The 14107-nt window shown below is 71.3% G+C and carries 15 protein-coding genes; 10 read left to right on the top strand and 5 right to left on the bottom strand.

Annotated features, from left to right (window positions below; translation table 11 throughout):
- Positions 1–116 precede the first annotated feature (116 nt).
- From JOC24_RS30385 to JOC24_RS30365, 5 genes are all read left to right on the top strand, one after another.
- Positions 117–1130, top strand: a complete 1014-nt coding sequence (locus tag JOC24_RS30385; RefSeq protein WP_205023646.1) for an SPFH domain-containing protein — start codon at positions 117–119, stop codon at positions 1128–1130.
- The gene (locus JOC24_RS30380; RefSeq protein ID WP_205023645.1) at positions 1127–2026 is read left to right on the top strand and encodes a hypothetical protein; all 900 of its coding nucleotides are present in this window, start codon (positions 1127–1129) and stop codon (positions 2024–2026) included. Before JOC24_RS30385 ends, JOC24_RS30380 begins: the two co-directional genes overlap by 4 nt.
- A 64-nt stretch (positions 2027–2090) precedes the next feature.
- The gene (locus JOC24_RS30375) at positions 2091–2585 is read left to right on the top strand and encodes a nucleotide triphosphate diphosphatase NUDT15 (protein WP_205023644.1); all 495 of its coding nucleotides are present in this window, start codon (positions 2091–2093) and stop codon (positions 2583–2585) included.
- A gap of 56 nt (positions 2586–2641) precedes the next feature.
- Entirely contained in the window at positions 2642–3136 is a 495-nt protein-coding gene (locus JOC24_RS30370; protein WP_205023643.1) for an FBP domain-containing protein, read from the top strand.
- A gap of 79 nt (positions 3137–3215) precedes the next feature.
- Complete coding sequence (locus JOC24_RS30365; RefSeq protein ID WP_205023642.1) at positions 3216–3623, top strand: SHOCT domain-containing protein; 408 nt, start codon at positions 3216–3218, stop codon at positions 3621–3623.
- A gap of 94 nt (positions 3624–3717) precedes the next feature.
- Here the strand turns inward: JOC24_RS30365 and JOC24_RS30360 are convergent, their stop codons facing one another.
- A complete protein-coding gene (locus JOC24_RS30360; RefSeq protein ID WP_205023641.1) occupies positions 3718–4386 on the bottom strand; it encodes a GntR family transcriptional regulator in 669 nt (222 codons plus the stop codon).
- Positions 4387–4606: 220 nt separating this feature from the next.
- Between JOC24_RS30360 and JOC24_RS30355 the strand changes: the two genes are divergently transcribed.
- From JOC24_RS30355 to JOC24_RS30340, 4 genes are all read left to right on the top strand, one after another.
- Positions 4607–5632, top strand: coding sequence for an amidohydrolase family protein (locus JOC24_RS30355; protein WP_205023640.1), 1026 nt, complete (start codon positions 4607–4609; stop codon positions 5630–5632).
- Between the two features lie 26 nt (positions 5633–5658).
- Complete coding sequence (ligK, locus tag JOC24_RS30350) at positions 5659–6342, top strand: 4-carboxy-4-hydroxy-2-oxoadipate aldolase/oxaloacetate decarboxylase (protein ID WP_205023689.1); 684 nt, start codon at positions 5659–5661, stop codon at positions 6340–6342.
- Between the two features lie 136 nt (positions 6343–6478).
- On the top strand, positions 6479–7399 hold the full coding sequence (locus JOC24_RS30345) for an amidohydrolase family protein (protein WP_205023639.1): 921 nt from the start codon (positions 6479–6481) through the stop codon (positions 7397–7399).
- 43 nt (positions 7400–7442) lie between these two features.
- Positions 7443–8798, top strand: a complete 1356-nt coding sequence (locus JOC24_RS30340) for an MFS transporter (protein ID WP_205023638.1) — start codon at positions 7443–7445, stop codon at positions 8796–8798.
- Positions 8799–8839: 41 nt separating this feature from the next.
- On the opposite strand, the gene JOC24_RS30335 is transcribed toward JOC24_RS30340, so the two are convergent.
- Genes JOC24_RS30335 through JOC24_RS30320 form a run of 4 tightly spaced genes read right to left on the bottom strand, consistent with a single transcriptional unit; the run spans position 8840 to position 12998 of the window.
- The gene (locus JOC24_RS30335; protein ID WP_205023637.1) at positions 8840–9466 is read right to left on the bottom strand and encodes an alpha-ketoglutarate-dependent dioxygenase AlkB; all 627 of its coding nucleotides are present in this window, start codon (positions 9464–9466) and stop codon (positions 8840–8842) included.
- A 36-nt stretch (positions 9467–9502) separates the two neighbouring features.
- On the bottom strand, positions 9503–10288 hold the full coding sequence (locus JOC24_RS30330; RefSeq protein ID WP_205023636.1) for a phosphatase PAP2 family protein: 786 nt from the start codon (positions 10286–10288) through the stop codon (positions 9503–9505).
- On the bottom strand, positions 10289–11242 hold the full coding sequence (locus JOC24_RS30325) for a YihY/virulence factor BrkB family protein (protein WP_205023635.1): 954 nt from the start codon (positions 11240–11242) through the stop codon (positions 10289–10291).
- 1 nt (position 11243) lies between these two features.
- Complete coding sequence (locus tag JOC24_RS30320) at positions 11244–12998, bottom strand: bifunctional phosphatase PAP2/diacylglycerol kinase family protein (protein ID WP_205023634.1); 1755 nt, start codon at positions 12996–12998, stop codon at positions 11244–11246.
- Positions 12999–13385: 387 nt separating this feature from the next.
- Between JOC24_RS30320 and JOC24_RS30315 the strand changes: the two genes are divergently transcribed.
- The gene (locus JOC24_RS30315) at positions 13386–13847 is read left to right on the top strand and encodes a DUF5709 domain-containing protein (protein WP_205023633.1); all 462 of its coding nucleotides are present in this window, start codon (positions 13386–13388) and stop codon (positions 13845–13847) included.
- Positions 13848–14107: the final 260 nt, after the last annotated feature.

Here is a 14107-nt window from a genome sequence, read left to right as displayed (position 1 = left end):
TGGTCCCCGAGGAGACCACCGGCCGGCCTTTTCCGTACCCACCGCCCATTCTCGTCTCATTGACGACAAGAAGGGGATCCGTTATCGTCGCCATGACGAGAAAGAGGGTCCCCGATATGGCCGACATCACCAGGCGCTTCGGCTGGCGGCACCTGCGCTCCGCCCCCACCACGCACATCCGCCACCACAAGCGCGGCAAACTCGTCCACGAGGGCGTCGGGCTGAGCTTCTGGTACCGCTCGCTCTCCGCGGCGCTCTCCGAGGTGCCGGTCGACGACCGGGAGCTGGCGATGGCGTTCCACGCCCGCACGGCCGACTTCCAGGACGTCACCGTGCAGGCCACGGTCACCTACCGGATCAGCGACCCGGCCGAGGCCGCAGCCCGGCTCGACTTCTCGGTGCACCCCGACAGCGGGGTCTGGCGGGCCGCACCCCTGGAGCAGATCGCCACCCTGCTCACCGAGACCGCACAGCAGCACGCCCTGGACGTCCTGGCCCGCACCCCGCTCGCCACCGCCCTGGTGGACGGCGTGGCGACCGTACGGGAGCGGGTCGCCACCGGGCTCGCGGCCGAGCCCAGGCTGCCCGCCACCGGCATCGACGTGGTGGCGGTGCGCGTCGTCGCGATCCGCCCCGAGGCCGAGGTCGAGCGCGCTCTGCGCACCCCGGCCAGGGAACAGATCCAGCAGGAGGCCGACCGGTCGGTGTACGAGCGCCGGGCGGTGGCGGTCGAGCGTGAACGCACCATCGCCGAGAACGAACTCGCGAGCAAGATCGAACTCGCACGTCGCGAGGAGCAGCTGGTCGACCAGCGCGGCACCAACGCCCGCCGCGAGGCGGAGGAGAAGTCGGCGGCCGACGAGGTGCGTACGGCTGCCGAGGCCTCCCGCACGGTGCGCCTGGCCCGCGCGGAGGCGGAGGCCGCCCGTGACGTCGGGGCGGCACGGGCCGAGGCGCAGGCGGCCTGGCTGCGGGCGCACGCGGATGTCGACCCCGGCACGCTGCACGCCCTGGCCGCGACGCGGCTGGCCGAGAACCTGCCCCGCATCGACAGCCTCACCCTGTCCCCCGACGTCCTGACGGGCCTGCTCGCCAGGCTCGGCAGGCCGGAGCCGGAGGCGCGGGCGTGAGTCTGGCCCCTCGTGCGGTGCTGGTGCACCGCACGACCGAGTACGAGGAGCTCCTGGCACGGCACGGGACCCACGGGCAGGCCGCGTTCGTGCTCGCGGGACGCGGCCGGTCCATCGAGGAGGTGGCCGACCGCCACCGGCGCAACGAACAGGCGCTCACGGAGGTCGCCGCGGCCGTGCCGCTGCGGTGGCGCCGCACCCGGGTGGAGCGGGCGGACCTCGACCGCTTCCTGTTCGGGCCCGAGGACGTGGTCGTCGTGGTCGGGCAGGACGGACTGGTCGCCAACACCGCGAAGTACCTGACCGGACAGCCGGTCGTGGGCATCGACACCGACCCGGGCCGCAATCCCGGGACCCTCGTACGCCACCGGGTCCGTGACGCTGCGGCCCTGTGCCGGGCAGCCGTGTCACCCGGCGGGCCGGTTGACGCCCTCACGATGACCGAGGCCGTCGCCGACGACACCCAGCGGCTGCTCGCCCTCAACGAGATCTACCTCGGATCACCCGGCCACCAGACCGCCCGCTACCGCATCGGCCCCGACGGCGCCCCTTCCGCAGGCGAGCCCCAGGCGTCCTCGGGAGTCCTGGTGGGCACGGGCACGGGCTCCACCGGCTGGCTGCGCTCCCTCTGGCTCGAGCGGGGCAGCCCGCTGCGCCTGCCGGCCCCCTCCGATCCCCGGCTGGTCTGGTTCGTGCGCGAGGCCTGGCCCTCACCGGCCACCGGCACCTCGATGGTCTCGGGAGAACTGGGCCGCGGGGACGGCCTCCGGCTCACCGTCGAGTCGGACCGCATGGTGGTCTTCGGCGACGGGATGGAGTCCGACGCACTGGAGTTGACGTGGGGTCAGTCCGTACGGCTCGGCATCGCGGACATCGCCCTGAACCTGGTGGCGTGACCGCCGTGTGAGGATGACGCGGTCCGTGCGTACCCGTATCCGACCAGCCGGGAGCAGAGCAGCGATGACCGCCGAATCCGTGAACACCCCTCCCCGGAACGCCCGCCCACCGCTCGCCCAGGCCGCCCTGGGGGTCGGTGTCGTCGTACAGGACGCGGAGGGCAGGATCCTGCTCGGCAGGCACCGGGGCGGCACCTGGGAGCTGCCCGGCGGCAAGGTCGACCCGACGCACGAGTCGGTCGCGGCCGCCGCCGCCCGCGAACTGCGCGAGGAGACGGGGCTCCGGGTGCCCGTGGACGCCGTGACGGTCTTCGCGATGGTGCACGACGTGGTGGGCGGCATCAACCGGATCAGCATGGCCGCTCTGGTGCGTGTGGAGTCCGCGGACCCGCGGGTGACCGAGCCGCATCTCATCAGCGCGTGGCGGTGGATCGCCCCCGAGGAGCTGCCGAGCCCTCTGTTCGACCCATCGGCACAGATCCTGGCCGTCTGGCGGCCTGATCTCGCCATCGACCATCCGGCGGCCCACCACCTGCGGATCGCTCCGTCGCAGGGTTGAGCCTAGAGCTCATATTCATTTGCCTAGGGCTCATAGGCAGAGTTAGCGTCGATGCCATGAGAGCCGTCAGTGAGCAGGACATCCGGACATCGTTCATCAACTGTTCCAAAGGTGAGGCGAAGCGCCTGCCGCTGCCCCGCGACCTCGAGGAGCGCCGCTGGGAGGACCTGGACTTCCTGGGCTGGCGCGACCTCTCGGCCCCGGACCGGAGCTATATCGTCACCGAGCAGCGCGGCGAGCTCGTCGGCATCACGCTGCGTTTCCCGTCCCAGCAGCGCGGCTTCCTGCACCGCAGTATGTGCTCGGTCTGCCTGACCACGCACCCGGGCAGCGGGGTGTCCCTGATGACCGCCCGGAAGCGAGGACAGGCGGGCAGGGACGGCAATTCGGTGGGCATCTACCTCTGCACGGACCTCGACTGCTCGCTGTACGTGCGCGGCAGGAAGACGGCCGCCCCCGGCGGGCGCTTCGAGGAGTCCCTGACCGTCGAGCAGCAGATCGAGCGGACCAGGGGCAAGCTCTCGGCGTTCCTGGACACCCTCTCCGTCTGACGCCCGGCCAGCCGGAAATGCGGCGGGAGGGCAGCGGATGTACCAATAAAAGTACATTCCGCCCGATCGGAGCAGACCCATGGACGATTATCCGCTGCTGAACCTCTTCCTGACCATGATGTTTCTGTTCCTGTGGGTCCTGTGGTTCTTCCTGCTCTTCAAGGTGGTCACGGACATCTTCCGGGACCACTCGCTGAGCGGCTGGACCAAGGCGGCCTGGTTGATCTTCGTGATCGTACTGCCCTATGTGGGCGTGCTCGTCTACCTGATCGCCCGGGGCAAGGGCATGGGGCGCCGCGAGGTCAAGGAGGCGGAGAACCGCGAGGCGGCCTTCCGGCAGTACGTGAAGCAGGCCGCCCACGACGACGGCGGCACCGGGGCCGGCGGCGGCCATGTGGCCGACCTCGCCAAACTCTCCGAGCTGAGGGAGAAGGGCCACCTCAGCCAGGAGGAGTACGAGAAGGCCAAGGAGAAGCTGCTGGCCTGAGACCGCCACGGCCTCCCGCCCGGGTCGACGACCCGGGCGGGAGGCCGGCCTACGAGCCCCGCGCCCCGATCACCCGCACGGGGTCACAGGTCCGTCAGCCCAGGCGGGCGGGCGTGGGTGTCTCCCGCAGCGCTTCGACGACGCTCTCGACGTGTGCCCGGGCGGCCGCCTCCGCGGCGTCGGCATCACCCGCCACCACCGCGTCGATGATCGCCAGGTGCTGCGGCAGCGACCTCGCCGGACGGCCCGGGCGCAGCGCGAGACGGAACTGGTAGCGCACCATCTGGCCGTTCATCCGTTCGAGCAGGGCCTGGGCCACCTTCTGATCGCTGACCTCGCCGATGGACTCGTGCAGCCTGCGGTTCAGCACCGAGTAGGCGTCCGGGTCGCCCTCCGCCACAGCGCGGCTCATCGCCGAGCCGATGCCCTTCAGCTCCTGCCGCACCTCGTCCGAGGCGTTCTCCGCCGCCCGCCGTGCGCACAGGCCCTCCAGCAGCGCGCGGCACTCGGTGATCTGGACCGCCTCCTCGACCGAGATCACCCGCACTCGCGCCCCGCGCCGGGGGATCAGCTCCACGAGGCCTTCGGCGGCCAGATCCTGCAGCGCCTCCCGCACCGAACTCCGCGTCGCCCGGAAGACCTCGGACAACTCCTGCTCGACGAGGCGCTGCCCCGGCACCATGTCGCCCGCCGCGAGCGCCTCCCGGATACCGCTGGAGACCGCGCTCCGGCCTGCCCGGCCGGTGGCCTGATCAGACGTCACTCCTCCGCCTTCCGTTCGTCTTCGAAAACTTCCTCACCGCCGCGCGTACGAAAACGGTGACCTCAGCGATGATGCCTGAAACTTTCTCGTCAGGCATATTGTCAACAATTTCATCGACGGTTACGGTGGCGTGACAGCCGGCCGGGCGAGCCGGGCCCGGGAGCGGCCCGACGGCCGGATACTCCCAGGCAGCACACGCAGGCACTTCGAAGAGGAACAGATGATCATCGACTGCCACGGCCACTACACGACGGCCCCGCCCGCGCTGGAGGCGTGGCGGCACCAGCAGATCGCCGGTCTCGGGGACCCGTCGCTCTCACCGAGAACGGCGGATCTGAAGATCAGCGACGACGAGCTGCGTGAGAGCGTCGAGTCGAACCAGCTGAGGCTGATGGACGAGCGCGGCGTCGACATGACGGTCTTCTCGCCGAGGGCCTCCTTCATGGCCCACCACGTAGGGGATTTCAGCACCTCCGCCGAATGGGCGGCCCTCTGCAACGAGCTGTGCTTCCGTGTCAGCCGGCTGTATCCGGAGCGATTCGTCCCGGCCGCGATGCTTCCGCAGTCCCCGGGCGTCGACCCCGCGACCTGCATACCGGAACTCATCCGGTGCGTCGAGGAGTACGGTGCCGTCGCACTGAACCTCAACCCCGACCCCTCCGGGGGGTACTGGACCGCCCCGCCCCTGACGGACCGCTCGTGGTACCCCCTGTACGAGAAGATGGCCGAGTACGACGTCCCGGCGATGGTCCATGTCAGCACGAGCGTCAACCCCGCGTTCCACACCACGGGGGCGCACTACCTGAACGCCGACACCACCGCGTTCATGCAGCTCGTGCAGGGTGACCTGTTCACGGACTTCCCCACGCTCAGGCTGGTCATTCCCCATGGCGGTGGCGCCGTCCCCTACCACTGGGGCAGGTTCCGCGGCCTGGCGATGGCGCTCGGGAAGCCACCGCTGGAGGAGCACGTCCTGGGCAACGTCTTCTTCGACACGTGCGTCTACCACCAGCCCGGCTCGGATCTCCTCTTCGACGTCGTGCCCACCCGGAACATCCTCTTCGCCTCGGAGATGATCGGCGCCGTCCGTGACGTAGACCCCCGGACCGGCCATCACTTCGACGACACACGCCGCTACGCCGAGGCCGCCGGGCTCTCCCCGGACGGGCTGGCGGACATCCAGGAGCACAACGCGCGCTCCGTGTACCCGCGGCTGGACGCCCTGCTGAAGCGCCAGGGCCGCTGAACCCGCGGAAGGAAGTGAGCACAGCCATGTACGAACTGGGAGTGGTCCACCGCACGGTCGGACGCCCCGCTGCCGCGGACCTCGAGGCCCTGAAGCCCTTCGGCGTCAGCACCGTCCACGAGGCCATGGGCCGCACCGGTCTGATGCGCCCCTACATCCGCCCCGTCTATCCGGGGGCGGCCTTCAGCGGTACCGCGGTCACCGTGCTCCTGCAGCCCGGCGACAACTGGATGCTGCACGTGGCCGTGGAGCAACTGCGGCCCGGCGACGTCCTCGTGGCGGCCTGCACCACCGAGTGCGAGGACGGATTCTTCGGCGAACTCCTCGCCACCTCGGTACGTGCCCGGGGCGGTGTGGGTCTGGTCATCGACGGCGGATGCCGAGACGTCCGCGAGCTGCGGGACATGGACTTCCCCGTCTTCAGCCGTGCCGTCAACTCCAAGGGAACCGTCAAGGCGACTCTCGGCTCGGTGAACGTGCCGGTCGTGTGCGCCAACGCGCTGGTCCACCCGGGCGACGTCGTGGTGGCGGACGCGGACGGTGTGGCCGTCGTTCCGGCCGGGCGGGTCGCCGAGGTGGCGGCCGCCTCCCGGCGCCGGGAGGACAACGAGGAGAGCAAGCGCCGCCGCCTGGCCGCAGGTGAGCTCGGCCTCGACATGTACGGCATGCGCGAGTCGCTCGAGGCCGCCGGGCTGCGCTACGTCGACTGACCGCGGGCGGGAACGGCGAGCGGACGCGGGGCCGGCCCGCCCGGCCGGCCCCGTGTACACCGCGTCCCCCGGCACGCCCGCGCTCAGGGACCGGCGCCCCTCGCGCCCTCCCCCATCCGAACCACCAGGAGATCTCATGAGTGTTCGCTCCCCCAGGTCAGCCGGCTGGCTGGACTGGCACCCGGATCCGTCCGTGCCCGCGTTCCGGCTTCCGGCGGGCACGGTCGACGCCCACTGCCACGTGTTCGGACCGCAGGGCGAGTTCCCCTTCGCCCCCGAGCGCAAGTACACGCCCTGCGACGCCGGGAAGAGCGCACTCGCCTCCCTGCACAACCATCTCGGGGTCGCCCGCGCCGTCGTCGTCCAGGCCACCTGCCACGGCGCGGACAACACGGCGATGCTCGACGCGGTGCGAGCGGCCGGTGAGCGGGCGCGGGGGATCGCGACCGTCCGTCCGGACATCTCCGACGCCGAACTGCGCGCGCTGGACGCGGCGGGGGTCCGCGGGGTGCGCTTCAACTTCCTTCGCCGCCTTGTCAGCACCTCACCGAAGGAGGACCTGGCCAGGATCGCCGAGAAGGTCGCGCCGCTGGGCTGGCACATCGTGCTCTACTTCGAGAGCGCCGATCTCCCCGAGCTGGAGGGCTTCTTCGGCTCCCTGCCCACCCCCCTCGTGGTGGACCACATGGGGCGGCCCGATGTGACGCTGCCGGTGGGCGGCCCGCAGTTCACGCGCTTCCTCCGCTTCGTCGCGTCCAACGACGTATGGGTGAAGGTGTCCTGCCCCGAGCGCCTCAGCGTGAGCGGTCCCGCCGCCCTCGGCGGTGAGAGGCACGCCTACCGCGATGTCGTGCCCTTCGGCCGCCGCGTGGTCGAGGAGTTCGGGGACCGGGTGCTCTGGGGCACGGACTGGCCGCACCCCAATCTCACCGACCACATGCCCGACGACGGGCTCCTGGTCGACTACGTGCCGCAGGTCGCGGTCACCTCCGGGCAGCAGCACCGGCTCCTCGTCGACAACCCGATGAGCCTCTACTGGCCCGGCGAAGGCGTCTGATCCCCTCCCCACCCGCACCCGCACTCCGACAGGGACCGTCCCCATGCAGCACGCCAATGCGGCGAACCGGCTGGACCGGCTGCCGATCTCCCGCTTCCACAAGACGACCCTGCTGGCCGTCGCCTTCGCCTACTTCTTCGAGTTCGCGGACATCAACAGCTTCGCGACGACCGCCCCCAAGCTCATCGAACTCTGGGGCGTGACGGTCAATCAGGTCGCATACGTGACCTCGCTGTCGTTCGTCGGCATGTTCATCGGGTCCATCGTCGCGGGAGCCGTCGCCGACCGGTGGGGCCGCCGGAAGACGCTGCTCCGCACCACCGTGTTCTTCGGCTTCTTCTCATTCGTCTCGGTGTTCTCGTGGGACGTGTTCTCGCTGGGCGTCTTCCGGGTGCTCACCTCGGCGGGCCTGTCGGCGATGACCGTCGTGGCGGTCATCTACGTCAACGAGATGTATCCGGCGGCCGTCCGCGGCAAGTACCAGGCGTACGCCATGGTCATCGGCATCTGCGGTACGCCGGCCACCAACCTGATCGCCAGTCTCGTCGTTCCGCTCACCGACTGGTCCTGGCGGCTGGTGTACCTGTGGGGTGCGCTCGGAATCCTGCTCGTGCTGTTCTCCAAGCAGCTCAAGGAGTCCCCCCGCTGGCACGAGAACAGGGGTGACCACGCCGCGGCCGACGCGGTCCTGCGGGAGATCGAGGCATCGGTGATCGCCGAGAAGGGGCCGCTGGCCGAACCGGCGGAGCCCGTCGAGGAGCCCCCGGCGGTGAAGACCCCGGTGCGTCTGCTGCTGCGGAAGAGGTACCTCGCACCGACGCTGCTGCTCACTGTCCTGTGGGTCACCCAGACCATCGGCTTCTTCGGATACTCGAGCTTCGCGCCCACCCTGCTCGCCAAGGAAGGCTTCAGCGTCGAGAAGTCCGTCTTCTACATCGCCCTCACCACGGTCGGCGCGCCCCTCGGCTCCTTCCTGGCCTCCCTGGTCACCGACCGGTTCGAGCGCAAGTGGTGCCTCGTCGCCTTCGGCACGGTGATCGCGCTGTGCGGTCTGCTGTACGGGCTGACGTTCGACCCGATCCTGATCGTGATCTTCGGCTTCCTGGTGAACCTGTTCGAGCGCGGCTACACCGCCCTCGCGTACGCCTACTCCCCCGAACTCTTCGACACCCGGAGCCGTTCCCTGGGGACGGGAATCACCTACGGGATCGGCCGGTTGTCGAACGCCGCCGGGCCGCTGATCATCGCGGCGCTCTACAACCGCACCGGATACCAGAGCGTCTTCTACTTCATCGCCGGCGTCTGGATGGTGGGCGCCGTCGCCCTGGCCGTCTTCGGCCCCCGCACCCGGCCGCCCCGTCCCTCAGTGCCGAAGCCGACGGTCACCCCCGCTTCGTGAGCCACCGGCCCTGGGCATCACGACGGGGAGACCCGGCCGTTTCAGCGCACTCCGCGCGGGCGGTACTGGACGCTGATCCGCGGCCCCCGGGCGTGCGCGGTCTTGGGAACGGCGTGCTGCCAGGTGCGCTGGCACGATCCGCCCATGACGATCAGGTCGCCGTGGCCGAGCGGCCGGCGTACGGTGTCGCCGCCTCGGCACGGCCGCAGGAGCAGATCACGCGGGGCGCCGAGGGAGAGGATCGCCACCATGGTGTCCTCGCGTGAGCTTCGTCCGGTCAGGTCGCCGTGCCAGGCGACGCTGTCACGCCCGTCGCGGTAGTAGCAGAGACCGGCCGTGGTGAAGGGCTCGCCCAACTCGTCGCCGTAGTGGCGGGACAGCGCGTCGCGGGCCTCGTCCAGGACCGTGCCCGGCAGCGCGTCCCCGGCACGGTAGAAGGCGAGAAGGCGGGGCACGTCGACCGTCCGGTCGTACATCTGCCGCCGCTCGGCCCGCCACGGCACTGCTTCCGCCAGTTCGGCGAAGAGCTCGTCGGCGCCGCTCAGCCAGCCCGGCAACAGGTCGATCCACGCGCCGTCGCCGAGGACCGTCCTGCGCAGCCCGGTGAGACGGCCCAGGTGCGGACGGTCGGCCTGGTCGAACAGCGAACCCTGGAGATGAACGGACATGGGAGCCAGTCTACCCGGACATTAGAACAAACGTTCTTATCCAGGGGTGGGTCCCCCCGCCTCGGGGTCTTCGCCGCTCAGCTCGGGCTCCAGGCCCTCGGCCACCTCGGTCCGTCCCAGGCCCGCGTCCGCGCGCCATGCCTTGAAGGACCACCCGGTCAGTGCCACCACCGCCAGTCCGAGCGTCCAGCCGCCGACCACGTCGCTGAACCAGTGGACGCCGAGCGCGACGCGGGTGAAGCCGACGCCCAGCACCGATACGGCGGCGACGGCCCAGCACAGCGGACGGAGACCGCGGCGCACGAAGGGCAGCAGGACGAGCAGCAGGATCGCGAACGAGGTCGTGGCCGCCATCGCGTGGCCGGAGGGGAAGGAGAAGCCGGGGGCGTGCGCCACCGGTTCGGGGAGGACAGGCCTCGCACGCTCGACGACGATCTTCACCAGCAGCCCCGTCAGCCCTCCGGCCACCGCCGTGACGGCCGACCACGCGGCCAGCCGCCAGGCACGGCGGTACACCAGCCACAGGGTGAGCACCGCGACCGCCGCACGCAGGGTCACGGGGTCCCACACCACGTCGGAGAAGAAGCGCAGGGTGCCGGTCCAGGCGGGGTGGTCGAGGGCGGCACGGTTCAGCCACCGGGCCGCGCCCGCGTCGAGGCGCCGCAGCGGTTGCCACCCGCTCTCCACGAGGACGAGCAGCAGGCCGAAGAGGACGGCGGCGACCGCGGCCACGGCAGCCGAACCGAACAGCCGGATCCCGAATCTGCGGTCGACGTCGCGGCGGCTCCGTCGTCGGGCCGGGTCAGCGGGTCGGGCGGTCATTCAGGCTCCCGGGTCGGGTTGTACGGGATCGGACACCTTGGCCCGCACCGCTTCCAGCTGAGCGGCGAAGGAGAGTCCGAGGAAGAGGGCGATGGAGGTGAGGTAGGCCCACAGCAGCAGGGACATGAAGGCTGTGAGCGGCCCGTACACGGTGTCGAACGAACCGCTGACCTGCAGATAGAGGCTGAGGAGCCATGTCAGCGTGGTCCAGAGCACCAGATAGACGGCGGCGCCGAAGGCCAGCCAGGTGTAGCCGGGCTGGCGGCGCCTCGGCGAGCAGCGGAAGATCGCGCTCGCCGAGAGGATCACGAGGACCACCCCTGCGGGCCAGCGCAGCATGTCCCAGGCGGACCGGGCACCGGCACCGAGGTCGTACACGTCGACCACGGCCGCCACGAGGTCGCCTCCGGCCACCATCGCGACGAAGCCGGCACCGAGGGGGATCCCGGCGGTCAGCGACATCACCAGACCCCGCAGGTACTTCAGGTGGAAGACCCGGTCACGCTCTACCCCGTAGATGCGGTTGGCGCCGCGCTCGATCTGGCACATGGCCGTGGTGGTGTTGGTCAGGGAGAAGACCAGTCCGAACCAGAGGGCGAGCTGGGCACCGTCGTCGGCCGTCCGCCGGCTGCGGTCCAGTGCGTCGTCGACCACCGCGGCGCTGGGGCCTGCCGTGATCCGGTGGATGGTCAGTTCAGCGACCCTTCCCAGGTTCTCCGTGTGCAGGGCCGTGGACAGCCCCACGAAGGCGATGACCAGCGGCACCACGGCCAGCACGGTCTGCAGTGCGAGCGCACGGGAGTGGCTGAAGCCGTCGGCGTACCGGAAGCGGACGAAGGAGTCGCGCAGCAGGGGCCAGCGGCCGTAGCGACGGAGCGTGACCAGCGCCTCGTCGCCGGAGAGCTCGCTGCCCACCATGTCGCGGGTCTGCGGAACCTTGGTGGCGGTGCCCATATCAGTCTCCTCGTACGGGCATGAGCACGGTCAGCGCACCGGGCCTGACCTCGGCGGTGAGTCGTCGGCCGGGCGCCACGGTGTCGCCGTCCAGCTCGCGCTGCTGCGGTGCGTCGAAGAGGACGTCCGCCCGGCGGAAGGTGAAGTACTCCACGGCAGGGGGCCCGTCCGTCCGGCCGGCCCCGCCGTCCGGCCGGCGGCGCACCAGGGTGGTTGCGGCGCTCAGCCAGCCCGCGGGTCCGCGCGGGTCGAGGATCATGAGGTCGAGCAGGCCGTCGTCCGGCCGGGCCGCCGGGACCAGCGCGGTGCCGCCCTGCACCTTGCCGGTGTTGGCGACCAGTACCATCCGGGCGGTGCGTCGCAGGGGCGGCGCCCCGTCGAGGCCGACCGTCAGGCGCATCCGGGGCGCCCGCAGCTCCCGCAGGCCCGCCACCACGTAGGCGGGCCAGCCGAGGAGGGCCTTGGCGCGGTCTCCGGTGCTCTCCAGCATGGCGGCGTCGAGCCCTGCGCCGGACATCACGGTGAAGTGCGCGGGCGCCATGCCGTCACCCTCGACGCGCCCGAGGTCGATGCGGTGCGGAGCCCCGCGCAGCGCGCCTGCCAGCGCCTCCGCCGGCTTCACCGGCAGACCGAGGTTGCGGGCGAGCAGGTTGCCCGTGCCGCAGGGCACCACCGCGAGCGGTATGCCCGTGCCGGCGAGTGCCTCCGCGGCCGCGCGGACCGTCCCGTCACCACCGCACACCACGACGAGCGACGCACCCTCCCGCACCGCCCGTGCCGTCTGCCCCTCGCCCGGGTCGTCGGCCGTGGTCGGCACGAACTCCGCCGCGCGGTGGCCATGGTCCTCGAGGACCCGCCGTAGACCGGCGCGGGCCGCCTCGTCTGTGACGGTGGGGTTGAAGACGACGACGGTGCGGCCGGGTTCCGTACCGGCCGATTCCTCGCGGGCCTCCGTAACGACGGGCGCGGCGGCCGGCACATGTGGTCCCGCCAGGAGCGCGCGGCCGACGATCAGCAGGGACAGCCCCCCGTTGAGCAGACCCCCGGCGACGTCCGTCGGATGGTGCATCCCGCGGTATGCCCTGGCGACACCCACCAGCAGGGGCAGGAGGAGCAGCAGGGCCGCCACGACTCTGCGCCACGGCCCCTTGGTCCGGTGCAGGACGAGGACGGCGAGGCCCGCGTAGAGGGCTGTCGCCGCGCCGGTGTGTCCTGAGGTGTAGCTGGAGGTGGGGGGCGAGGTGTCGAGGCGTTCCACATCGGGCCGGTTCCGGTCCACCGCTTCGGTGATGACCAGGAAGACCAGGGACTGGAGGGAGACGGCGACGGCGAGGAAGAGCGCGTCGCGCCACCGGGGCAGCCTCGGGACCAGCAGCAGGACGAGGCAGGCGAGGAGTGTGCCGACGACGACCGTGACGGTGTTGCCCGCCTCGGACACGACGAGGGACACCGTGTCGCGAGTGCCCGTGCGGGCCCGCTCCAGTGCGTCGGTGACCTCGTCCTCGGATGCCAGGGGACGGAACCGGGCCGCCGGCCCCGTGATCAGGAGCCCGAGCCCCACCATCAGGGCGGCTTGGCAGACCGCCGCCGAGACGATGATTCCCACGGCCCGGCCCATGCCCCCGGCGGTCTCCGGTGTGCCGGGCGAGCACTCGGGGCCGGGACGGGACGGCGGGTGCCCTGCGGCAGGGGGCGGCACGTCGGCGCCGTGCGTGCCGGGAAGGACTGCGGGTCTTTCCGGTATGTCGGTCGGCATGGCTTTCCCGTCGTTTCGATGCCCTTGGGGCTGCGAGTGAGACCGGGTCTCACCCCGGCGTTTCGCCGTCTTCCCTCTCCACGGCGCTCCAGACCTGCGGTCCGGCACTGTCCCGCTTTTCCCACGACCGCCCTCCGCTGCCGGTCGGCGGCCCGCCCCGGTCGCAGCGGCCGGGGATCGGTCATAAGCTGCCGGGGCCGACCGGAATGGGCCTGACCAGGACTTCCCCTCAGCCCGGCAGCCGTACCGCGTGTGCCCACAGGGGCGAGCGTCCGTCGGGAAACCGCATCACTGAGACGCGTGTACGTGGGCAGGAGAGCAACGACGCCGCACGGCCCGCGCAGGGCGGCGGCGGGTACGGCACACCTCAAGGGAAGGAGCGGCCCGATGACGGAAGCAGGACGCGGTGACGACGTCTACCAGCCGGACGGGTCCGACGCGGACAACCGGCCGACGGACGACCTCGACCCGGAGAACGTGATCGACGAGCCCGACCTCGACGACATGCTGGACACGGGTTACTCCCCGCCGGAGAAGCCCCTCGGCGTGTCGAAGTACGGCACCACCGGTGAGGAGCAGCGGGAGGGTGAGTCGCTCGACCGGCGCCTCGCGCAGGAGGTGCCCGAGGAGGACCCGGTCCTGGAGGGCCGGGCCGACGACGAACCCGAGGACAACGGCCCCGAGGAGGACGACGCCGGGGACGAGCGCGCCGGACGCGTCGCCGCCGCCGACGAGGAACCGGGGGCCGTACGCAACAACAGGGTGCTCGGCCGCGACGTCGGCATCGACGGAGGCGCGGCGTCCGCCGAGGAGGCGGCGGTGCACATCCAGGACGACGAAGGGCCCTGAGCATCCGTCGGGGCGGCCGGGAACGGGCAGGCGGCCTGCCTCCTGCCGACACGGGGGGCCTGTGCCCGGAAACGGCCGGAACGGTTTCAGGCGACAGCCCAACGGTGCGCACTGCGGAGCGGTGCCTGAACCGCCCTCGGGTGACGGGTGGTTCAGGGGCGCCCCGCAGGGACGGGAACGCGGACCGGTTCAGGGGCGCCCGGCGGCGGGGGCAGGAACGCGCCGGTTCCCGGACTCCCCGCCGTCCGACCTGAGGTCAT

The sequence above is a fragment of the Streptomyces sp. HB132 genome (assembly GCF_016909575.1).
GTDB lineage: Bacteria > Actinomycetota > Actinomycetes > Streptomycetales > Streptomycetaceae > Streptomyces.
This window is presented reverse-complemented; position numbering and strand designations above follow the sequence as displayed.